Below are 21908 nucleotides of genomic sequence, written 5' to 3' on the forward strand. Positions count from 1 at the left end.
GCAATGGACACAAAACAGCTTCTCTTGGCAACCCGGCTTGCTGAGACCCTCCATTTTGGTAAGGCAGCCGAGATCGAGAACATTGCCCAATCGGGCTTGAGTGCTCAAATTGCTAAGCTTGAGAGTGAGTTGGGATTCAGATTATTTGAACGTACCAGTCATCGCGTTTCCCTGACTGAGGCAGGTCAGACATTCATAGATCAGGCTCGCACGCTCTTGGGGAGCATGAACAATACGATCCTAGAATGCCGAGCCCTGGCTGAAAATAGTCGTGGTGTCCTGAAGTTAGGTTTTTTTGGAGATGCTGCGGGTGAGCTTACCCACCTTATTTTCACGCTCTATCAACAAAGCAATCCTGGTATTCGGTTGGTGTTTACTGAGCTGTCTATGACAAATCAGGTGCAAGCGCTCATTTCTGGCAAAGTAGATGCTGCGCTCGTTAGATTACCGATTTGCGATCCGCGTCTTGAGCTCGATGTGATGTTTGATGAGCCACGAGTCGCTGCCGTACCGGCGAACCATGAAATGGCACATGCCTCGATCCTCTCTATTTCAGACTTGATCGAGCAACCTTTCGCGGTAGCGGGTGAGGGGGCTCCCATAGAGTGGGCTGATTATTGGAGTTTGGGATCGGAGCGGCATGAGGCGTGCCGGATAGGAGCGTATGTCCAGTCGATTCCTGAGAGCTTGGCTGCTGTCGCCTATGGTGGTGCGTTTGACACGTTCCCGCTGACAGCCACTCGCTTATTCAGTCACCCAGGAGTGCGCTACGTACCCCTAGCTGACGCTCCACGCAGCTCATTGGCTTTGGCAACACTTGCTGGTAACAGATCGCCATTGGTTCGATCGCTTCGACGCTGTGTGGCAGAGACACTGGAGAGCTCCCTTTCTTGCATTCCTGAGGCTCGTCGCAGCGAAGTTGCCTAATTGCTCGCGAGCCCCAAGAGTGTGCGCTTACCCCTCCAGCCAGTTGGCAAACTGGAGGGTGTGTGCTTAGAAGGGATAGTGCCGGGGGTGCCGCTGAACGGATACCCATTGAGTGGTTGTGAACTCATCAATTGCCCAGTCGCCATTGAATCTGCCTAGGCCCGAGTTCTTCTCCCCGCCAAAGGGGACGTTAGGCGCATCTGCAACCGGCATGTCATTCACGTGGGCCATACCAGAATGAATGCGTCGAGCAAATTGTACCCCGCGTTCGATGTCACCCGAAAAAACCGCAGCGGATAATCCAAAACGGGTAGCGTTAGCCAGCTCCAGTGCGTGATCGGCATCACGCGCACGCATTATCCCAGCGATAGGCCCGAAAATTTCTTCGTAAGCCAATTCCATGTCGGATGTCACTTCAGTGAAAACGTGAGGTGCGAATACGAGTCCTGCAGATTCGCCAGCATAAGCCAATGTTGCGCCATCCGCTTTGGCCTGTTCAACCTTATCGACTAAGCCGGCAAACTGTTTGCGATTGATCACAGGCCCAACGGAGGTTGCCGGGTTCTTAGGATCACCGATAACTAAGTTACTAACGCGCTGAATGAACAAGGAAACAAATGAATCGTAAATCGGCTCCTCCACAATGATTCTATTGATAGCCATACAAATTTGGCCTTGGTGCAGAAATTTGCCTACAACAGCCGCGTGAACTGCTTGCTTGAGATCCGCATCAGCTAGCACCACAAAAGGGTTGTTACCGCCTAATTCCAACGCCACATGTTTCAAATAGTCGCCGCTACCAGCTTGGCGGGCGATATTTTGGCCAATCGGGGTTGATCCTGTAAAGGAGATAAAGCTTGGCGCAGGATGGAGAACGAAGTCATCGCCAATCTCAGATCCAGCGCCCACTACCACGCTGAGAACTCCTTCTGGCAGTCCTGCTTCTTCGAAAATGCGCGCAAGCAGTAAGCCTCCAGTGACCGGAGTGTCGCTGGCAGGTTTTACAACTACCGCGTTGCCAAGAGCCAACGCCGGTGCCAGCGACCGCTGGGTAAGATGGAATGGGAAATTCCACGGGCTTATCACCCCAACAACGCCGAGTGGGCGTCGGTAAACACGGCTTTCTTTATCAGGGACATCGGATTCCACGATTCGGCCATGAACTCGACTCGGAAATGAAGCTGCCTCCAGAGTGATAGCTTTAGCTGACGCCCACTCGATCTCTGCTTTAATCCGCGTGCTCCCTGACTCGGAAATGATCCACTCAACTAACTCGTCATGGCGATCATCAAAAATCTGAGCAGCTCTTAGGAGCACTTTCGCTCTCGTAGATGGCCCTATTGCTGCCCAACCGGGCTGTGCCGCTTTCGCTTTAGCATAAGCTTCATTCAAGTCGTCCTTATTAGCCAACGCAATTTCAAGCAGCGTTTGCTGGGTGAAGGGGTCGCTGACAGTCATCGAACGCCCTGTCCGACCTTCGCGCCAAACTCCGCCAATGAGCTGCAGGTTAAGGTCGCTGTAAGGATGATTATTGTGCACATTATTCTCCGAATTTATGACGACCGTACCTTGGATTCTGGGTCGCTTGCCATACCGGGGCGGCACCACAATTGAGCACCACCCGTCTATAATTTCAATGTTTGCTAGTGGGCAGGTAGTCGCTTCAGGAAATCGCCGGTGTCACAGGGATATCCCGTTTGGCTCGGAATCCATTAATGACCCCAAGTAAAGCTGCTATTACAACCAACCAGGGAAGAAGCGTTGCGATACCTTCCTTCGCACCAGTCAGTTCGTCAAAATTCGCTACCGCAAGGACAACGGCAGTTGCCAGTCCACATCCGCCTAGGGTTGGAGCGATTACGCCCTGCCATTTGCTGCACTTATTAGTCTTGAAAGTGAATCCAACGACAGCTGCAGCACCCAAGGTCTGTAGGGCTAGGACTGCTAGGGTGCCAAGCCCAACCATCCACAGATAGAGATGCTGTATCGGGTCGGCATTGGTGAGCATGAAGACTCCGACCGCGATGACGGTCGTGATCGAGAGCGCAACGCTTGCAACATGTGGGCTAGCGTGTTTCGGATGTACTTGGCTGAGCTTTCGAGGTAGGAAGCTGCTGCGAGCCAGTGCGAAAGTATAACGACTCAGGGCATTGTGGAAAGAAAGTAAAACCGCGAATACACTTGTGACTACTAAGACTTTCATTATTTCTGTGGAAAGCGCGCCAACATACTTCGTGTTGGCATTGAACACGAAGTTGATCATGTCAGCGCCGGCGACACTCTGAACATCGCTATTCGCATATGCCAGGCCGAGGCACCACGTCGTAAGCGTGTAAAAAATACCGATGATTGCGATGGCGACATATGTAGCCAGGGGAACGGTGCGACTTGGATTCTTAGCTTCTTCCCCATAAATGGTTGTGGACTCAAACCCTACAAAACAGCAAAACGCGAACATCAGTGCAACCCCAAGACCAGGAGTGAATATCTGAGAAGGCATGAAGCCATTCCAAGAGAAATTCTTAGCATTCGTTTGCGCGAAGACCGCAATGTCAAAGATAAGAAGGATTAGGATCTCGAAGATCATCAGCACGCCTAGCACCTTGGCTGATATCTTAACGTCCATATAGCCGAAAATTCCTACCAACCCAATGATGAGGAGGGCAATGACGCGCCAGTCCACATGCAATCCTGCCATCGAAAGAGCCAAGTCTGCTCCGAATGCGGCGAATTGACCGTAAATTCCCGTCAACATGGCGATATACGCAAGCAGCGCAATTCCGCCAGCTGCATTGCCGGCTGCTCGTCCTAATCCGTGGGTCACTAGCTCAGCGAAGCCCCCAGCGCTGATCACGTGACGACTCATCGCTGCAAAGCCAATAGCGAAAAGGAGCAACACAAGAGAGGCGATCAGATAGATGCCTGGTGCGCCCGCACCTCCCATAGCGAAAACCACAGGGCCTGCGCCGAGGGTAGCACCAAGCGGGGCCGCAGCTGCAATTACAAAAAAGACGATGTCTGAGACACCTAAGGATTTGGGCTTAAGCCCTTGTTGTGTCGGCTCAATTTGCATATAGGCCTCCCCTTACAGCAAGACGGGATTTGAATTGTTATTGGTAACTCGATTTTTCTCCCAGCGGTTCAGCCTGGCAATCCTCAAACGCTGATCGTTCGATCATAGCCGGTGATTGAACCAACGCTTTCCGGCTTATTCATGGGCGGGTGCACGCGGGCGACGGATGTTTTTTGAGTTGGCGCCCCTTGATCGGAAGTAGCGATTGTTCGATCAGTAAAACGCCATTGCCAAAAATATCTTGAGTGCAAAAAATCATCCTCCTGAAGTTGAGTTGGTGGCCGATCGGTTCTGGCAATGTTATGCGCTACCTACCGTATAGCCGCGATTTGGGAAATATGGTCGGCAGTGTTTTAGTATTGATTTTTCGTAAATTCCGATAATAAATATAAAATTAGGGATTAATTATGTTGATTAAATATGAAGCTCAAAAATTTGGATACACGTCGATAGCTTTCGCCGTGGGTGTATTGACATTTTCTTTAGAATCCCGGGCTTACGAACTCTACAATCAGCATTGCCAGATACTTAACGCAAAGGTCGACGCAGTATTTGCCTCGATGCACAGTGACGAGAATTACGCAACAACTGGTACGAAGGATTCAGGTTCTTCAAACTGGCGAGAGGGTTTCATCAAATATGGTCTAAATGGAAGCAGCAAATTTCAAAATCATTCAAGTCTATACGGTGCCTTCAGCCTCCTAAGTTCAGGGACGTGGGGTGATGGGGATGCAGCGGGCTTTACAAAAGGCTCCGAGCGGCGGACTGCCGTCGAAGATGCCTATCTTGGCTGGCGTTCTGGAAACCTTTTTTCTGGTCTTGGCGAAAACGGTATTGAAATTTCTGCCGGTCGCCAAGAGGTAGTCGTTGGGGATGGTTTTTTAATTAAGGGTGATGCACTTAGTCTAGGCGATGTCGATCTTGGTAATAACTTTGATCGGGGCGGCGCTTATTATTTGGCTCCTCGCAAAGCATTTGATGGAACTGCTGTGCTCCGTATTGGTGGAGAAAAAGGTTGGAGGGGTGACCTGATGTGGCTGGGCTCAGATAATCGAGCTCAAGCCGAAACAAAGTTAGCTGTCGCTACTTTAGAGCGTGTGGCCGATGAGGGGACTTTAGGCCTCACATATATTAAAGGTCTGGATGTAAATGAACGTTTTGCTACTCCATTCCAATCAGAGCGTGACGGTATGCAAACCGTTAGCCTACGAGGTGCAGGTTCTTTAGGAATAGAGAATTTTAATCTAGCTGTCGAGTACGCGATTCAAGACAGAAGCAGTGGTCGTGAAAAGGCGTGGTATATGGAGGGCAGTTGGACTTTTGCATCTGTTCCATGGTCACCCAAAGCCACATATCGTTACAGTCGCTTTTCTGAATATTTTGACCCACTGTTCTATGGCAACAGCCGAGGATATGGCACTTGGTTTCAGGGCGAAGTGGCATCTAATTACGCAGGCCCTTTCAATAGTAATACTCGTGTTCACCACGTCGGGTTGAAGGTCTCTCCACGCGAAAACCTCACAATAGGAGCGCTTTACTTTGACTTTGATCCAATTGATCGCAGCCTAGCTAACCTCGGTGGAAGAGAGGTCGATATATATGCTGAGGTGGCGGTTACGGATCATGTCTTCATCAGTCCGGTATTGGGGTTCTATAAACCAGAGAAAGCTGCCAGCCAAGGAGGTTCGCAGTTAGGTAGTGAAAATACTAATACTTACGTACAGCTCATCGTGGGTACTTCCTTCTAGATTGTCTCGTTTAAACGCGTCTAGTTTGATGAGTTGCTTTATGTGAGTTCGGCATAAAGCATTTTACAGAACTGAAATAAGAAGAATCGCCATGGTGGCATTCACCCGCTTAGGACAAAAAAGATGAGAACAAAAGTTGCAATCATCGGAGCTGGCCCTTCTGGTCTCTTGCTTGGTCAACTGCTCCTAAAGGCTGGCATTGATAATGTCATTATCGAACGGCAGACCCCTGATTATGTCCTTGGGCGTATTCGTGCGGGCGTGCTTGAGCAAGGGACTGTCGATTTGCTGCGACAAGCGGGTGTTGCCGAACGAATGGATCGCGAAGGTCTCGTTCATGACGGATTTGAATTAGCGTTCGATGGGCGTAGTGAGCATATAGACCTTAAGGGTTTGACCAATGGTAAAACTGTAATGGTTTACGGTCAGACCGAAGTTACTAGGGATCTAATGCAGGCTAGAAGCTCCAGCGCAGGTATTACTTACTACAACGCCACGAACGTACAGCCGAAAGATATAAAATCCACGGCGCCTTACATCACCTTCGATCATGATGGATCGACTGTTCGCTTGGACTGTGACTACATCGCAGGCTGCGATGGATTCCATGGTGTGTCGCGAAAGACTATCCCGGATGGGGTTCTTAAGGAGTTTGAGCGTGTCTATCCATTCGGCTGGTTAGGGGTGTTAGCGGATACACCTCCCGTGAGTGCTGAACTCATCTATGCCAGCCATGAACGCGGTTTCGCTTTATGCAGTATGCGATCACCTACTCGCACCCGCTATTACATTCAGGTACCTAGCGATGAAAAAGTCGCAGCTTGGTCTGACGATCGTTTCTGGCAGGAGTTGAAAAAGCGGCTCCCTGCAGAAACCGCTGACAGGCTCATAACTGGCCCGTCTATTGAAAAGAGTATCGCTCCACTTCGCAGTTTTGTCGTTGAGCCTATGCAGTACGGAGCCCTTTTTCTGCTGGGTGATGCGGCGCATATTGTGCCTCCAACCGGCGCAAAAGGCCTTAACCTTGCGGCCAGCGATGTGAGCACACTCAGCCGCATTCTTGTGAAGGTTTATCAAGAAGGCCGTACAGATCTTCTCGAACGCTATTCTGAAGTTTGTTTGCGTCGAATCTGGAAGGCTGTGCGTTTCTCATGGTGGATGACTTCAATACTGCATCGCTTCCCAGGAAATGATGATTTTGGGCAGCGAATTAAGCAGGCCGAGCTCGACTATTTTGTACGCTCTGAGGCGGGGCGTCGGACTATCGCAGAAAATTACGTGGGACTCCCTTACGAGGCTATTGAGTAAGTAAAGAAAGTCTGAGGTATCCCAAGTCACCCGCTTCATTTGTTGGGATAAAACTGGACGATCGTGAACTACCCTCGTGAGCTTGGAGTGTACAAGGCATCAAAGTGAGTCGAATATTGGTTATCAGTACTTTTGACCAGATACGCTACGCTCACGTTTTGGCAGTAACGCCATCGCGACACCTCCCAGTACGATGCCTGAGATCAACAATAGGTGCAGCGATATAGGCTCATTCAAAACCAGTATACCTCCAAGCGAAGCGATTATCGGAACGCTTAACTGGAGAGTGGCGGCCTGTTGAGAGCTAATGTGCTTGATTGTGCTGTACCAGAGCGCGTAACCGCAGCCTGATGCCAAGACACCTGAAGCAAGTGCATACATCACTCCAGGAGCGCTGATCTGAAGGGCGCTTCCATACAACATGGCTGTACCAAGTATGAGCATGAATGGAAGACACCTCACAAAGTTGCCGGTGGTCTGGGCAAGTGGATTCGCAGCTCCCTTTCCCAGCAGCGAATAGGCACCCCATGCCACACCGGAAATTGTCATTAGCAGCGCACCATCCCAAGGAGGGGAGCTGGTGCCAGGTAGCAACAACATGAGCAAACCGGAAGAAGCAATCAGCATGCCGATCACCACCCTCTTATGAAAGCGTTCTCCTTGAATCCACGAGAAAATAAACATTGTTACCTGCACTGCACCGAACAAAATCAGAGCGCCCATACCTGCACCTAACTGAACGTAAGCGATTGAGAAGAGATAGGCATATACGAAAAGGGACAGGCCTCCCTTCCAACTTCCACCGACAGTTAATCTAGAACTGCGAATCTTGGTTAGCATCAGCAAAAAAATCCCACCGCTGAGCAATCGAATCATCGTAAATGACTCAGGGTCAATCTGCCCCTCCATCAATGCTTGTCTGCAGAATACTGAGTTTGCCGCGAATGCCACTAAGCACAGTATTACTTGAATCACCCAGCGAGGATTATTCACACGGTCTCCTATTATTTTTTCTAGTTACTTTTATTGCGTCCAGACCTACTTGATGGGAAATCGGACGTGTCTCTTAATGCCATTAGAAAGGGGATGAGCTCTGCGCAGTGTTAAAATTCATTGCTTGCCCCATACGCGTCTGGGCTCCTTGCATTCCAAAATCGATAGGAGGAGGGAATCCTTCGTTTAATCTCGCGTAGTACTGTAGGAAACGACAAGGGGCCCTAGGGCCCCAAGACTTACAGTCGCCTAGTCAGGCCAATAGATACTCGTCCACTGACTGAACAGTGGCGTAGCCGAACTCGAACGCGGCCATTATTGCCGCATGCGCCAGGGGGGCAGGTACGGAAACACCACGAAAGGTGAGATCCAATGTGGCGCACGCATCATGCAACACAGTCACCTGATAACCCATGTCCGCAGCTGCACGTACCACCGCGTCAATGCACATGTGGCTCATCGCACCTATGACCACGATTTCTTGGACATCAGCCGCTTCTAATTGCTGCTTCAGATCCGTTTCCCTGAATGCGTTGATATGTTTTTTTACGATTACAGGTTCGTTACCTTGCGGAACTACGTCTGGTTGAGTTTCCGCACCAGTCGATCCCTTGGCGAAGATCGGAGCATCATCAGCGGACTCATGCCGAATGTGAAAAACAGGAACACCCGTATCGCGCGCGTGGCTGATGACCCGGATAGCATTCTCTACAGCTGCGTCGATGCCGGTTAAAGGCAACTTTCCGGTTGGTAGATATTCGTTTTGTAGGTCAACTACTACAAGGCCTCGTTTCATGAGGGTCTCCCGTCGATTATCCAATGATTTGAATATTGAGCTGGGATCGCGCTTAAAGAGCTTTAATCCCGACGCAAGAGGGTTTAAGTCAAAATTTCAGCGAAGCGCCGTCCTCTGGAATATCTACGCGATTTTCGATTCCTTGCTCCTTGACGTAGGTTCGTAGTGCTTCACGTGTCAGCGAGGTATGGTTGATTGCATTCATATGCACGGCGACTATCTTCGCTGTTGCCGCCGCTTGGGACGCATGCAGGACGTCGTCTTCACCCATGATGATCGCACCATCGAATCCATTCACCTTTGCTTTACCTGTATTGAGCACGATGACTTCTGGATGGAATTTCTGAATGGTCTGATCAACCTCCTTACGCCAAATGGTGTCACCGGCAAGGTAGACGGTCTTGTAGCCAGGGGCTTGAAAAACAACGCCCATGGCCTCACCCAAAAGCTTTGCGAGTGGGGGCACTGCATACATTTCGTCTGTACCGTGCTGTCCGCCTGCCTTGGTGAGTTTCACTCCACCGAATTCAGTTTCATCCTTCAGTACCTTCACATTTGTGAAGCCTTGGGAACGAACCAGCTTGGCATCGTCTTCGTGTTGCGTGAACAGCGGGATGTCTTTAGGCAGCGCTTTCTGCGCAGCTTCATCCCAATGATCGAGATGGGTATGGGTGAGGATGACCGCATCTACACCAGCGATAACTTCGGCTGGCGATTCGGTGAGATCGACCATTGGATTACGGAGATTGCTACGGTAGGTATTTTCAAATCCTGGGTAGGCTCCTTTTTTTGCAAGCATCGGATCGACTAGAAACGTGGTGTCCCCATAAGTGATTTTGACCGTTGCGTTACGAATTTGCTGCAAGTCCACTTTGTGGGCTGTGATTGGTGCTGATGAGACATCTGTATTGGCGAATGCCCATGTGCCGGCGGTAGCGCAAGCGAAGCTGAGGACAAGGGGAAGTTTTCTTAAAATCATTGGACTGATCCTATTAATGCATCGAGAGATTCATTCTTGCCGACTGCGAAGGATCACAACAGTGGCCTGAATGACATATTCCGATATAATTGGGCCAGCCGATCAGCGAAGACGTAAGATGCGGCGAATGAAGCGCTTGCTGCTCGAATGCGCGCTTATTTAGGCGGTCAACCTAAGGCTATTTTATGCAATCCATACGCGTTGCTGTTCTGGCTTTTGAAGGCGTCAGCCTGTTCCATCTTTCCGTTCCTGGAATGGTGCTGGGCACTGCTCAATCCGCACCTGGTGAGCCTCAGTACGTAATAAATTATTTCGCTGAGAGCACGGGAATGGTGACTAGCGACCAAGGCATTGACCTTGCTGTCACTTATGGATTGGAACTGATGGAGGAATCTGACGTAATCGTCGTTCCAGCATGGGGCGATCAATTAGAAACTGCATCCGCGCAACTCGTGAGGGCGCTCCAGCGCGCCAGTTCCCGAGGCAAGCTGATAGTCGGTTTATGTTTGGGCTCATTTGTCCTTGGAGATGCCGGTTTGCTTGATGGCAAGGAAGCAACCACCCACTGGGCCGCCCGAGAAGAGTTTGCGCGACGTTTCCCTGAAGTGCGCTTTAGACCTGAGGTTCTATATGTCAGTGCCGATAACATCATCACCTCGGCGGGTACCGTGGCAGCAATTGATTGCTGCCTTCATCTGATACGGCAGCGGCTCGGTGCTGACGTAGCGAATCGTACGGCGAAGATGCTTGTGACTCCGCCGCATAGGCAGGGAGGCCAAGCGCAGTATGTTGAGCACCCAGTGCCCCAACTATCTAGCGAGGCGCATCTGTCTGACGTGATGGTGTGGGCCCGAGCGAACCTCTCTAATGATCTGTCACTCGACGTATTGGCTGACATGGCCAAGATGAGTAGGCGCACATTTACTCGGCGGTTCAGGGAGGCGACCGGCAGCACCGTCACCAAATGGTTGAACGCTCAGCGGGTTGCCAGAGCACAGGAGCTATTGGAAACCACTGACCTGCCTGTCGAATGTATTGCCGGTGAAGCTGGATTTGGTACGCCGTTATCGTTTAGGCAACAATTCAGCATTCAACTCGGCACGTCGCCTTCTGAGTATCGGCGAACATTTTCCGCGAGATGAATTTGGATCTAAAAGAATTTCAACGAGGACGCAACCGAGCTTTTGCTGTGGAACTATTGGGAGATAATTTTCTCGCTCGCAGTTATCAGGTAAGGACACTCACCTCCCGATATCCCACTCTGTTGTCTGACTCGGCGAACGCCGAGGCGGCTTTTCCAAAATTCAGTTATGAGTATTTAGCGCTCAAATGATATCCAAGGGGAGGTTAAATATCCCCCCGGACGTCTCGGCGACTCAGCGAATGCTCGCCCGGACTTTTTCTCTGAAACTGTTCTCGATCCCATCCTGGATTTTCAGTTTCTCAGCGAGCGATGGAACCAAATGGCGGCTGATGACGATAATTCCGTCTCTATCCCCCAGAATGGCATCGCCTGGATTACACACAACGTTGCCGCACGCTACTGGTGCACCGACTTGGCCTGGGCCATATTTGGACGGGCCGGCTGGATTCACGGAGCGCGCATAGGTCGGAAGCCCCATAGCAGTCAGCTCCTCCACATCTCGAACCGCGCCGTCTATGACCACCGCTGCAACCTTGCGGGCCAGACATACTTCACCCAGCAGATCGCCAAAGACCGCACGGTTAGTTTCACCGTTGCCGTTGATGACTAGAACATCACCTGGCTTCGCATCATCCAACGCCCTGTGAATGGCCAAGTTGTCACCCTCCCAAGTGAGGATAGGCAGCACCGTTCCGTAGAACGAAGCTTTACCTGCCACATGGTGGATAGCGGAGGCCATCATTCCCAGGCGCTGCAGGACATCGCCGATCAATGCGACTGGGTAATGCGATATCTCTTCAATTTGTTTAAGGGACGCGCGCTCCCAATCTCCGCTCACGGTGATGCTTTCATCAGATACATTGATAAACATGGTGACCTCGGCGTGAATCCGTTTAAAGCGCTATTAGTTGAACGTCTTGGATACAGGTTTGTTGACTGGGTGCAGTGGAGCTTCGCCGCGCAAGACTGCGGAGATCGCCTCTACCGCGCTCATGCCAACGCGCAGCAACGACTCATTGGTTTGCCCGGCAACATGGGGCGTCACGAGCAGGTTAGGTAAGTCGGAAACGGGGAATGTGTTGCAACTGAAAGGTGTGATCATGTCGATGTTTTCCGCCGCCAGCACATCCACACCTGCCCCCCCCAGCTTGCCGCTGCGAAGCGCTTCGGCAACCGCCGCTTCATCGATCACTCCACCACGGCTGGTGTTGATCAAGATGGCACCTGTTTTCATTTTCTCGATTTCAGCCCCGCCAATGAGGTTCTCAGTGCCTAGCTGCAGAGGCACGTGGAGGCTGACCACGTCTGCATGTTCTAACAAGGTATCGAGATCAACCAACCGTTTATCGAAGCTCGAATCATAGGCAGGGTCAGTCGCAAGAACCTTCATACCGAAAGCTTCCGCAACTGGCGCAACGTGCCGGCCAATGTCGCCAAATCCAATCAAACCTAAGGTTCGGCCTTCGAGCTCTATACCAGTGAGAGACAGTCGATCTGCCGCCCAAATATTATTTCGAGTCTGATCAGTTGCTAGTTGAATCTTGCGGCTGATACCCAGCAGTAATGCAAACACGTGCTCGACGACGCTTCTTCTGTTTGCGCCTGGTGTATTGGTCACCCAGACCCCCAATTCGGCGGCTGCTTTATAGTCAACGTTGTCGTATCCCGCGCCGTGTCGGGCGACGATGCGCAGCTTCGGGGAGTCGGCAATCATTTCCGCAGAGATGTGGCCACCGCGCAAAAATACGGCATCTACCTGTTGTTGGATTTCGGCATAGGAAACTGCATTCGGGCCGTAGCCGAGTCGGACTTCACCAAGAGGTGAAAGGGCTTCCAGTACGTCTGGATGGATCGGGCTTGTCACATAAATCAAAGGCATGATCATCACCTTAGGAGAATTGATGGGTGTTGGCGTCATCGCCCGCCGCCGGTGCATTTTTACGAACGGTCGAGATAACGATCAGACCCAAGAGACCTGAAACGCACAAAATGAATGCGGGCGTGGATTGATTACCGGTCGCGCCGATCAGCCAGGTGGCTAGGAACGGGCCGGAACCCCCGCCAATAACAGCGCCTACGCTGTGGCCAAATGCGACGCCAGTGTGGCGAATATGCATCGGGAAAAATTCAGGCATCACCGAATAAGTACCCGCTTGGCAGAGGGCGTACGGAATCATTCCGAGTGCGAGCCCTACCATCGCCAGATTTACCGAGCCTTGCTGCATCAGCATGAAGGACGGTATCGACACGACGGCGTAGGCCAGGTAGGAGTAGCGGAGAATGGACTTTCCGCCGCGATAAGACCCGAGTTGGCCGGCGAGAGGGATCAGGAATGCAGCAAGAATTACGGCAATTAGAACGATGGTGGAGGCTTCGCCTTTCGAGTACCCCAGAATTGAACTGAAATACGCCGCGATGAACACGGTGCCGATGTACGTGCCGATGTTCTGAACCATCGCAATCATGATCACTTTGACCAAAGGCATGCGGTAGTCACGAATCAACTCGGCGAAGGGCTGGCCTTTTTTGACCTCGGCATCGTTTTTCTTAGAAGCGAACTCCGGGCTGTCTTCAATGCTTAGGCGCATGTAAAGACCAATAATCCCGAGCGGCAATGCCAGCAGGAATGGAATACGCCAGCCCCAGGACAGCATCTCTGGATCGGTGAGCGACGCTGCAGCTAAACCTGCAATCGCAGCTGCCAAACCTTTACCGAATTGAGCAATCGAGGGCAGGAAGGAGATGTACAAGGCGCGGCGTTTAGGCGGAGCCCACTCGCGAATGTAGCTTGCAGCGCCACCAATTTCGCCACCAGCGGAAAAGCCCTGCAGCATGCGTAGTACGACAAGAAGTATCGGCGCCCAGACACCAATCTGTGCATAGCCGGGCAACAGACCAATGAGCGTGGCAGCAGCCCCCATCAAGGTAATGCTCGCGATCAGACTGAAGCGTCTGCCTACCTTGTCGCCGAGCCAGCCGAAGGCAATGGCGCCGAGCGGTCTCACCAAGAAAGCAGAGCCGAACACAAGGAAAGTGTTCAGCAGGCCGGTCGTTGCATCATCTGAAGGAAAGAACACCATGGCGAGGGTTGCAGCGACATACCCGTAAACGCTGAAGTCGTAATACTCGACAAAGGTTCCAAATACAGCGGCCCTCGTGGCTTTCTTGGCTTTCCTCGTCTGCTCCGTCTCTTCAACGGTCTGAACGATAGGCTCGGCCATAACGTTATTGTTGTTCATGGGCACCTCGGGTTGGCGGACGTTCGCCCCATCAAAAAATGGGACGGCGTCCTGCTTTTGTTTTGTCTAGCTTCTAGAACGCCGGGGTGGTTGTCAACAGCTTGGTATGATTTGCCGTTGGCCAACGTTTGACCCCAGAATGGAGGCCCGAACCAACCGATCTGACTTGTGATGCCTCAGTCAAACCGCTCTAGCACAACACCTCCCACTACCGTCCCTGCGTCCAGCCACACCCGGATGATTCAGGTGATGGACGCGCTTGTGAGCCGAGCCGGTGCCGAGCCTTGGGGGGTTCGAGAGCTCGCGGCAGAGCTTTCAGAGAGCCGAAGTACCGTTAATCGGATTCTTGTTTCCTTGGTTGAGATCGGTCTGGCTAGCGAAGTCGGGGTCGGTAAATACAGCATAGGGCCGAGAATTGATGTACTTACACAAACGCTCACTGACTCAAGTGTGCTTCTGGGCCGCAGTGGTGAATCGCTCAGTGAACTTGCCGACGCCTCAAAGTGCACAGCGCTCGTTTCTGTTTACTGCCCGCGTATCAACGGCTATTTCATCGCGGCCTGCATCGAAGCCAAGGCAACACTGACGTTCAGGCCTGAGCTGGGGCTGGTCTATCCACTCACATTTGGAGACATCGGACGCAAGTTTGCGGAATTTATTGGCGCTAATACTTCAAGGCTGAGAACGTCAGTCGCGGTAGGGGGTGATGACTTTATCTTCCCCGATCATGATTCCCTTGGCCTTATGTCGGAGTCGGAATTTCCCAGCGCTCTATCGATAGTTGTGAGCGAAATAAAAAGTGGGCTTCTCGTTTCTGTCTCTTTTCACTCAGCTGGAAGTTCAGGCCATAATAGCCTTTGTCATTTAGATAAAGACATCCAACGCGTTATTGAAAAGTTGCAGGCTGATATAGAGCCCAAGAGCGTTGACAGGCTTCAGGTTATTAATAGTGTCTGCGCACAAGATACCAAATCCACAGTCAGTCGCCTTGAACGACTGCTGCTATTAGCCTGCGTTTTTCCGCAGGGTATAAAAAACTCTAAAGGGTTGCACGATCAGCTTTTGTGCAATGCAGCCACGGCCAAACGACTTATAGAATCCGGGATTCAGGCGGAGCTTGTAAGGGTGGTTGAAACTACCTTGTATCCAGGCCCAAGACTCTATAAATGGGCCGCGCGAGTTAACTCAGCCCATCGCGACCTCGCCGATATTACCCGTAAAATCCTGTCGTCTTTAGTCCAGGAAACCGGTGAGACGATAGCCCTCCTTTCGTACGATGAAACCACTCAGAGGGCTGAATTTCTTGATGTGATACAAGGTTGGAGGCCTATCCAATACAAGCTTCAGGTGAACGTAGATGTTCCTCTGTATGCCGGTGCCGCAGGCAAGGCTGTATTGGCCTATTGTGATCCACAATTGGTCGACTCGCTCAAGCTTGAACGAATTACTGAGGCGACAATCACTTCTCGTAACTTGCTTAAAGAAGATCTGAAAGAGATCAAGGGACGCGGGTGGGCGACTGGTGAGGGCGAACGGGTATTAGGGGCGTTTGGTTTGGCAGTCCCTTTTTTTGTCGACGGTAAAATTAGGGGGTCAATATCGGCGACGATTCCCCAGTATCGTAAAAATGAACGTGACTTACCGACGTTATCTGCACTTATGCGTGAAGCTACTGAAAAAATAGAGCGTCTTTTATCTTTAGGTATTAAGTTCGAATAATTTTACAGTCAGCTGTAATAAGTTAATAACTACATAGCGCCAGGGCCACGCGGCCCCGGCAACTATTTGGATCAGAAGTCGAAAGTAACTCCGGTATAAAGCGCCCGGCCATCACCTGGAGAATGCAGTGATGATTGGGCGCCGTCAGGGTCGTACCAGACATATTCGTAATATCGATTCGTGAGATTCTTCAGCTGCAAGTCGATACTTACTGATTGCGTCACCTTATAGGTTGCGCCAAGGTTCATTAGCACGTAACCGCCGTAAGTACCTTTCGTATTTTCCCGCTCCAGATAATAGTTAGTTTGGCCGTTCATCCAAGCGGTCAGCTGTAATGCGGGTGTCGCGTCATAGCTGATGCCGGCGTTATACAGGTGATGCGGGATGTGATCGATTTCCTGACCTTTGCTGTTAGGCAGCGCGGCGCTCGGCTTGAGAATTTTCGAATACTGCCAAGAGTAAGCCATCCATATAATGGTGCATTCATTCGGATACAGATTCATCTGCAAGTCGTAACCCCAACGCCGTGTTTCACCGACATTATCGGATTCGCCGCTCGGGTCGTTCAGCCGGCGACTGACTTCCCCCGAGGCCTCTTGCTGCCAATAGGCGACGCGTCCATCCACCCAGTCAGCCGGCGTGAACTTGATGCCTGTTTCCCAGCCCTCGTTGATCGAAGGGGCTAGGTCAGTATCTCTGGGTGGAATCTTGTAAGCCGCTGCCCCGGTGCCCACTTGAAAGGTACGCCCCCAGTTCGCATAGAAGCTGGCAACGTCCCACGGAGAGTAGACAACGCTGATCTTCGGCTGCTTGATCAGCCCGTAGTCGTTGATGTCGTAATCTGTGCCGGTCATTTCGTTAGTAAAGTCGCCTTGGATCTTGTCGACCCGGTAGGCCGGTACGATCTTCAGTGATTCGAAAGGTTTGATTTCGGCCTGGACGTAAGTGCCGTAGGTGTCGAAGTCGAACTGCTGGTCGCGGGTGGTAGCTAGACGCATACGGTCTCTAGTGCGATAGCGCTCACTTTTGTTTTGCTGCTTTTGTACGTCTGCACCACCTTCCAAGGCGAAGTCGTAAAGCCAGCTGACTTCCGGTCGCCAGGTCAAGGAGGTGAGGGCGCCATATTGCGTCTCGTAGGCGTCGCGTTCCTGCTGAGCGCTTGTACTCCAGTATTGTGTCCAGCGCCTGTCATCGAAGGTGTTGACGTAGGTCTTCGCTGACCAAGCGAGGGTATCAGCCAAGTCTGTATCGAAATGCAGACTGACCTGGTTCATACGACGCGTACCCTTGTCAGTAGCGTTGAAGCTGTTGGTCATTTCCGGATGATGACGTCCATCTTCTTCACTTAGATAACCTGGCTCCTGAGCCTCTGTTTCATAGTGACGAGCAATAAGGCCGATACGATAGCTGTCATCGTCCGGCGTGTAGAACCATTTGCCCGACATCGAGAACTTGTCTGCTTCGGCATGATCCCGGTAGCCATCGGATTCTTGATAGGCGAAGAAGTAACTCTGAGTCCAGTTGCTGCTCTCAATGCCCTTGGCAAGTTGTGCTTCTTGGGTATTGAAGCTGCCATAACGCAGCCGCGCCTTGTTGTAGTTGCCACCCGTACGGGTCAACATATTGACGTTGCCGGCAATGTTGTTCAGGCCATAGCGAGCATCACTGGTACCACGTACGACCTCGATGCTGTCCAGCTCGAGGGGGAAAATCATGTCCATGTACGGCATGTTGCCGTCGTTGCTGTTGCTTGGTATTCCGTCGATCAGCAATTTGACAGCATTCACTTCTCCTTCGCCGTTGAAGCCTCGGAAGGAAATTTTGCCGGAGGTGGTGCCTTGGTTGAACTCCGTGAGCATCACTCCGGGGGCTCGGCTGAACAGTTCCCAACTGTAGTTGACCGGCATCTTTTCGAGGATATCTCCTCCCAGGATATCCACCGAGCTGAGTACGCTGCTGGTTCTTAAAGGGCCACTGGCCGTTCCCTGCACATTTACCGTGCCGAGGGTCAAAACCGAGTCTTCAACTTTAGAAGCGTCGGCCAATGCAGAGCACAAAGGGCTCATTGCGAAGACACCAGCCGACACCAGTGGCCACATGGAGCGGGACACAGATAAGCGCTTTGCAAGACGCAAAGTAATTAGAGCAGGCATAGCATGCACTTCCTGATGATCAAGAAACTTTAAGGGCGTTCAGCGTCCCGTCGCAGGTCGCTAAAAGAATTTAAAGAGGGCAGCACCGCAGGTTTTCAGCAGTGTTGTGATCAGGCGAAAGGAGAGGCGCGTGGACTTAGACTGGGCCAACGAATCCTTGGATGCAGCGTCGGTAGTTGAGAGTTTTCGAGGGCGGTATCGGGTGTGTATTGCGGTAGGAAATGGCGATAGTAATCAGAGGGTAATGCTGCCAATCCTGCATGCCCACAGCAGCAGTCGCCGTGTTGCATGACAGGTTTCGATTGGGGTGACCGCAAGGCATCAACCACCTTGCCGAGATCTTTAGGAACGGCACTCGAGTTCCCTCCCGAACAGAACCCGCCCCAAAGCATCAGGCTAACGTCCGGCGTCTGCATCGCACGACTCAGCGGCATGGCGAACAGGTTCAGCAAGACGGCCAGGCAGGCAATCCAGGGGCGGATGCGTTTCAACGAACTCATAAATGAAGTCGCCGCGAAGGGGCGGCTATTTAGCCCGCTTTAAAGAGTGAAGTAAATTTCCACGGGGTGCGCTATTTCGTCACAGGTCATATTGGATCGCAGGGAAGATGTCTGCGTCCGAACAAGACGCCTGCACCAACTGGTAAGCTCGCTCATCAACTTGTTGGATGATGGCTATGTCTCTACGCGCACTTCGAACACTGCTTGCTATTGCCCAACACGGTTCTTTCGTCAGAGCAGCGGACGCCGTGCATCTCACCCAGTCAGCGGTCAGCCTGCATGTTCGGTCATTGGAGGAGGATTTCAACGCGCTCCTGTTTGACCGTTCACGACGGTTGCCGGTGCTAACGGATGCGGGCCATATCGCCGTGGAGCGCGCGAGAGAAATTCTAGCCTTGTACGACGGCATCTCCTCTGAGATCGGCGGCGACAGCGAGTTACGCGGCAGGCTTAGAATCGGGGCCATCCAAACAGCACTGGCAGGTGTTTTGCCCCTCGCACTGTCTGCATTGCGCGCCCAACATCCGCACCTGCGCATCACTGTTGCGTCGGGCATGTCTGCTGAGTTGGCCACGCGCGTGGAAGCGGGCGAGCTTGATGTTGCTATCACCACAGAACCGGTAAAACCACACCCTTATGGCCTGGCGAGCGCGGTGCTTTACGAGGAAGGATTCTGGATTATCGCGCCGGTGTCCCTCGCGCATGAGGACTTGCAGCTTCTTCTCAAAAGTCAGCCGTTCATTCGCTTTGATCGTCGTGCCTGGGCGGGTCGAACCATTGAGCGAGAGCTTCGCACTATGCGGATGCGGGTGCAGACCAGCATGGAGCTTGATAGCCAAGATGCGATTATCCAGATGGTTTCAAGCGGACTTGGAGTATCCATCATTCCTCTCGCTCAGCAACAAGTCGAAAGCCTGACAACACTCGCCTTTGAGCCGTTCGGCACACCTCAAAAAACCAGGCGCGTGGTATTGCTGGAGCGCGAAGACCGTCCGCTTGGGCGACTGGCTTCAGCCCTGGCGAACGCCGTGAAAGCTTATTCTCCGCACGGCGACCCATGAGTGATACTTGTTGTTTGCTGAATTTTAAATCGTTTTTATTTTAGCGTCAGAATTCTTATCGTGGTGCCCATCCAGACGATTTCTCAAGGGCGACATGAGCACTCCACCTACCGCAGACAATATCCTGCAGTCTCCTATCCTGATCATGGCAAAGCGAGCGGCGTTGATGCGAGCGCAGGGCAGGGATGTCATCGATCTGACATTGGGCGAGCCGGACTTCAACGCGCCGCCACACGTTCTTGAAGCTGCGCACGCTGCGCTCAGCGGTCGCCTGACCTACTCACCGTCGAACGGTATTGAGCCACTTCGTCACGCGATCCGCATGCGCATGAAAGACATTCGAAACCTCGATTACGCCGATGGCCAAGTTACCGTCGGCTGTGGCGCCAAACAAATCATCTACAACGCTTTTCAAGCGACCCTCAAAAGTGGCGACGAGGTGATCGTGCCTGCGCCGTATTGGGCGAGTTATCCCGCCATGATAAAGATGTGCGGCGCGCGACCGCTGATCGTGTCGACCACGAGAGAGGAAGGTTTTCGCCTCACCGCAGAGCATTTGGAGGCAGCGCTTCGACTGGCAAAGTCGCCCAAGTGGGTCGTCTTGAATGCGCCGGGCAATCCTTCCGGTTCGCTCTACTCGCGCAAGCAACTGTTGGCCATCGCCGAAGTGCTGCGTCGATACCCAGGGGTGATGGTGCTATCAGATGACATCTATTCAGAAATTCGTTACACGAATGATCCCTATCAGACATTGGCGGCGGTGGCGCCTGATTTGAGAGACCGTATTCTGATCGTGGATGGCGTGTCTAAAGTTTACGCAATGACCGGCTGGCGGGTGGGGTGGGGGTGTGGGCCAACGCCTCTGATCACGGCGATTAGCTCAGTTCAGTCACAGAACTGTACTCAGACCAGCACCCTGAGCCAGTTGGCGGCGGTGGCTGCGTTGAATGGGTCTCAGGCACTGGTGAAAGAGAGAAATGCTATTTATCGCCAGCGGCGTGATTCCGCTCTAAGCGTCTTGGGGGCCTGCGAAGCGATTGATGTCGCATGCCCGGAGGGTGCGTTTTACCTGCTGCCTCGAATTAGAACGATCAAAGATGATCAAGCTTTCGCGCTCATCCTACTCGAAGCAGGCGTAGCCACGGTTCCAGGTAGCGCTTTCGGGATTCCTGGTCATCTCAGGCTTTCATTCGCCACTGATGAGTCAATCCTGATCGCGGGCTGTGAACGGCTGGTGCAGAAAATCAAGGCAAGTGTATGACCCTCTCTTTGTTGACGGCCTTGTTGCCCATCGCATTATTGATAGTGCTGGGCGCATGGCTCAAACGTCGTCAATTTCTGGCGGATGACTTTTGGGCGCAGGCAGAGCGCTTGGCATATTACGTACTGCTTCCTTCTCTTTTTTTTCACGGACTGGCGACCGCCAAGCTAGATGGGGTGCCCTATCAAAGCATGGTCTCGGTGCTCGTCGTGTCGACTGTTGTGGTATCGCTGATGCTGTTGAGCGCGAGAACGTTGATCACTCAGGACAATGCAGCATTCACTTCGGTTTTTCAGGGTGGCATACGCTTCAACAATTACGTCGGCGTTTCTGCAGCGGCGGGCTTGTTTGGAGTGCACGGCATAGCCCTGGCCGCCGTCGCGAACGCGGCGATAGTGCCAACAGTGAACATCCTTTGCGTGCTGGTTTTCGCGAAGTACGGATCAGGCGGCAGGATGCCTTTCAGCAAAGTCCTCAAGCAGTTGGCACTGAACCCGCTTTTACTGGCGTGCTTCGCCGGCGGCCTCATGCGAGTCTTGGGATGGGGACTACCTGCTGGTATTGAGCCGATGTTGCGAGCCTTGGGCCAAGCGTCACTGCCGCTCGGCCTATTGTGCGTTGGTGCCGCGCTTGAGTTCGGAAGCATAAAGCAATGGCTTTGCCCGGTTGGTTACTCGTCGATGGTCAAGTTCTTAATCATGCCGATCGTTACGCTCCTAGCCTGCCATCTGTTTGAGCTCGAAGGAAAGGCCGCTGTTGCAGCGCTCCTATTCCAGACGCTGCCCACAGCCTCGTCCTCCTACATCATGGCGAGGCAGTTAGGTGGAGATGCACCGCTTATGGCAGGGATCATCGCTTGCCAGACCTTGTTGGCGGGCGTCGCACTTCCCGCTGTTGTCCTTGCATTGTCCCGGTGGGTTTGAATTTTGTTAATCACGCAAAGTGTTCGGGCTGATGTTTCCTAGCCGTAGGCATTGATTCTCTACAGACATTAGGCCGTAATCGGG

Annotated in this window: 18 protein-coding genes; 8 read left to right on the forward strand and 10 right to left on the reverse strand. The window is 52.2% G+C overall.

Annotated elements, in window-relative coordinates:
• Positions 1–3 precede the first annotated feature (3 nt).
• Positions 4–927 carry a LysR family transcriptional regulator gene (locus tag LIS66_RS09790; RefSeq protein ID WP_227974121.1) on the forward strand — a complete coding sequence of 308 codons (924 nt, stop codon included), beginning with the start codon at positions 4–6 and terminating at the stop codon, positions 925–927.
• Between the two features lie 66 nt (positions 928–993).
• On the opposite strand, the gene LIS66_RS09795 is transcribed toward LIS66_RS09790, so the two are convergent.
• Together LIS66_RS09795 and LIS66_RS09800 are read right to left on the reverse strand one after the other, a co-directional pair.
• Positions 994–2466 carry an aldehyde dehydrogenase family protein gene (locus LIS66_RS09795; protein WP_227974122.1) on the reverse strand — a complete coding sequence of 491 codons (1473 nt, stop codon included), beginning with the start codon at positions 2464–2466 and terminating at the stop codon, positions 994–996.
• A gap of 124 nt (positions 2467–2590) precedes the next feature.
• Positions 2591–4000, reverse strand: a complete 1410-nt coding sequence (locus LIS66_RS09800) for an APC family permease (protein ID WP_227974123.1) — start codon at positions 3998–4000, stop codon at positions 2591–2593.
• A 407-nt stretch (positions 4001–4407) separates the two neighbouring features.
• On the opposite strand from LIS66_RS09800, the gene LIS66_RS09805 reads away from it, so the two are divergent.
• Entirely contained in the window at positions 4408–5748 is a 1341-nt protein-coding gene (locus LIS66_RS09805; RefSeq protein ID WP_227974124.1) for an alginate export family protein, read from the forward strand.
• A gap of 123 nt (positions 5749–5871) precedes the next feature.
• Positions 5872–7056, forward strand: coding sequence for a 4-hydroxybenzoate 3-monooxygenase (gene pobA / locus LIS66_RS09810; RefSeq protein ID WP_227974125.1), 1185 nt, complete (start codon positions 5872–5874; stop codon positions 7054–7056).
• A gap of 123 nt (positions 7057–7179) precedes the next feature.
• On the opposite strand, the gene LIS66_RS09815 is transcribed toward pobA, so the two are convergent.
• The 3 genes from LIS66_RS09815 to LIS66_RS09825 all read right to left on the reverse strand — a co-directional run bounded on the left by LIS66_RS09815 (position 7180) and on the right by LIS66_RS09825 (position 9824).
• The gene (locus tag LIS66_RS09815) at positions 7180–8049 is read right to left on the reverse strand and encodes a DMT family transporter (protein WP_227974126.1); all 870 of its coding nucleotides are present in this window, start codon (positions 8047–8049) and stop codon (positions 7180–7182) included.
• Between the two features lie 253 nt (positions 8050–8302).
• Complete coding sequence (locus LIS66_RS09820; protein WP_227974127.1) at positions 8303–8845, reverse strand: cysteine hydrolase family protein; 543 nt, start codon at positions 8843–8845, stop codon at positions 8303–8305.
• A gap of 88 nt (positions 8846–8933) precedes the next feature.
• Entirely contained in the window at positions 8934–9824 is an 891-nt protein-coding gene (locus LIS66_RS09825) for an MBL fold metallo-hydrolase (RefSeq protein ID WP_227974128.1), read from the reverse strand.
• A gap of 185 nt (positions 9825–10009) precedes the next feature.
• On the opposite strand from LIS66_RS09825, the gene LIS66_RS09830 reads away from it, so the two are divergent.
• Complete coding sequence (locus LIS66_RS09830; protein ID WP_227974129.1) at positions 10010–10966, forward strand: GlxA family transcriptional regulator; 957 nt, start codon at positions 10010–10012, stop codon at positions 10964–10966.
• Positions 10967–11200: 234 nt separating this feature from the next.
• Here the strand turns inward: LIS66_RS09830 and LIS66_RS09835 are convergent, their stop codons facing one another.
• Genes LIS66_RS09835 through LIS66_RS09845 form a run of 3 tightly spaced genes read right to left on the reverse strand, consistent with a single transcriptional unit; the run spans position 11201 to position 14207 of the window.
• The gene (locus LIS66_RS09835) at positions 11201–11839 is read right to left on the reverse strand and encodes an RraA family protein (protein WP_227974130.1); all 639 of its coding nucleotides are present in this window, start codon (positions 11837–11839) and stop codon (positions 11201–11203) included.
• Positions 11840–11872: 33 nt separating this feature from the next.
• The gene (locus LIS66_RS09840; protein ID WP_227974131.1) at positions 11873–12847 is read right to left on the reverse strand and encodes a hydroxyacid dehydrogenase; all 975 of its coding nucleotides are present in this window, start codon (positions 12845–12847) and stop codon (positions 11873–11875) included.
• 10 nt (positions 12848–12857) lie between these two features.
• A complete protein-coding gene (locus tag LIS66_RS09845) occupies positions 12858–14207 on the reverse strand; it encodes an MFS transporter (RefSeq protein ID WP_227974132.1) in 1350 nt (449 codons plus the stop codon).
• 249 nt (positions 14208–14456) lie between these two features.
• Between LIS66_RS09845 and LIS66_RS09850 the strand changes: the two genes are divergently transcribed.
• Entirely contained in the window at positions 14457–15926 is a 1470-nt protein-coding gene (locus LIS66_RS09850; RefSeq protein WP_265583224.1) for an IclR family transcriptional regulator domain-containing protein, read from the forward strand.
• A gap of 71 nt (positions 15927–15997) precedes the next feature.
• Here the strand turns inward: LIS66_RS09850 and LIS66_RS09855 are convergent, their stop codons facing one another.
• Complete coding sequence (locus tag LIS66_RS09855; protein WP_227974499.1) at positions 15998–17992, reverse strand: TonB-dependent receptor; 1995 nt, start codon at positions 17990–17992, stop codon at positions 15998–16000.
• A 197-nt stretch (positions 17993–18189) separates the two neighbouring features.
• On the reverse strand, positions 18190–18579 hold the full coding sequence (locus LIS66_RS09860) for a DUF2946 domain-containing protein (protein ID WP_227974134.1): 390 nt from the start codon (positions 18577–18579) through the stop codon (positions 18190–18192).
• Positions 18580–18755: 176 nt separating this feature from the next.
• On the opposite strand from LIS66_RS09860, the gene LIS66_RS09865 reads away from it, so the two are divergent.
• The 3 genes from LIS66_RS09865 (at position 18756) to LIS66_RS09875 (ending at position 21824) form a co-directional block, all read left to right on the forward strand.
• A complete protein-coding gene (locus LIS66_RS09865; protein WP_217864083.1) occupies positions 18756–19640 on the forward strand; it encodes a LysR family transcriptional regulator in 885 nt (294 codons plus the stop codon).
• Positions 19641–19734: 94 nt separating this feature from the next.
• Positions 19735–20901, forward strand: a complete 1167-nt coding sequence (locus tag LIS66_RS09870) for a pyridoxal phosphate-dependent aminotransferase (protein WP_227974135.1) — start codon at positions 19735–19737, stop codon at positions 20899–20901.
• Positions 20898–21824 (forward strand): AEC family transporter, encoded by a 927-nt coding sequence (locus LIS66_RS09875; RefSeq protein WP_217864081.1) that lies wholly within the window; start codon positions 20898–20900, stop codon positions 21822–21824. The genes LIS66_RS09870 and LIS66_RS09875 overlap by 4 nt, the downstream gene beginning before the upstream one ends.
• The last annotated feature ends 84 nt before the right edge of the window (positions 21825–21908 follow it).

The organism is Pseudomonas sp. HN2 (genome assembly GCF_020736465.1).
Lineage (GTDB): Bacteria > Pseudomonadota > Gammaproteobacteria > Pseudomonadales > Pseudomonadaceae > Aquipseudomonas > Aquipseudomonas moraviensis_A.

Coding starts and splice junctions, on each gene's coding strand:
- LIS66_RS09790 (WP_227974121.1), top strand. CDS start 4: ATGGACACAAAACAGCTTCTCTTGGCAACCCGGCTTGCTGAGACCCTC.
- LIS66_RS09800 (WP_227974123.1), bottom strand. CDS start 4,000: ATGCAAATTGAGCCGACACAACAAGGGCTTAAGCCCAAATCCTTAGGT.
- LIS66_RS09805 (WP_227974124.1), top strand. CDS start 4,408: ATGTTGATTAAATATGAAGCTCAAAAATTTGGATACACGTCGATAGCT.
- pobA (WP_227974125.1), top strand. CDS start 5,872: ATGAGAACAAAAGTTGCAATCATCGGAGCTGGCCCTTCTGGTCTCTTG.
- LIS66_RS09820 (WP_227974127.1), bottom strand. CDS start 8,845: ATGAAACGAGGCCTTGTAGTAGTTGACCTACAAAACGAATATCTACCA.
- LIS66_RS09825 (WP_227974128.1), bottom strand. CDS start 9,824: ATGATTTTAAGAAAACTTCCCCTTGTCCTCAGCTTCGCTTGCGCTACC.
- LIS66_RS09830 (WP_227974129.1), top strand. CDS start 10,010: ATGCAATCCATACGCGTTGCTGTTCTGGCTTTTGAAGGCGTCAGCCTG.
- LIS66_RS09835 (WP_227974130.1), bottom strand. CDS start 11,839: ATGTTTATCAATGTATCTGATGAAAGCATCACCGTGAGCGGAGATTGG.
- LIS66_RS09840 (WP_227974131.1), bottom strand. CDS start 12,847: ATGCCTTTGATTTATGTGACAAGCCCGATCCATCCAGACGTACTGGAA.
- LIS66_RS09845 (WP_227974132.1), bottom strand. CDS start 14,207: ATGAACAACAATAACGTTATGGCCGAGCCTATCGTTCAGACCGTTGAA.
- LIS66_RS09850 (WP_265583224.1), top strand. CDS start 14,457: ATGGACGCGCTTGTGAGCCGAGCCGGTGCCGAGCCTTGGGGGGTTCGA.
- LIS66_RS09855 (WP_227974499.1), bottom strand. CDS start 17,992: ATGAGCCCTTTGTGCTCTGCATTGGCCGACGCTTCTAAAGTTGAAGAC.
- LIS66_RS09860 (WP_227974134.1), bottom strand. CDS start 18,579: ATGAGTTCGTTGAAACGCATCCGCCCCTGGATTGCCTGCCTGGCCGTC.
- LIS66_RS09865 (WP_217864083.1), top strand. CDS start 18,756: ATGTCTCTACGCGCACTTCGAACACTGCTTGCTATTGCCCAACACGGT.
- LIS66_RS09870 (WP_227974135.1), top strand. CDS start 19,735: ATGAGCACTCCACCTACCGCAGACAATATCCTGCAGTCTCCTATCCTG.
- LIS66_RS09875 (WP_217864081.1), top strand. CDS start 20,898: ATGACCCTCTCTTTGTTGACGGCCTTGTTGCCCATCGCATTATTGATA.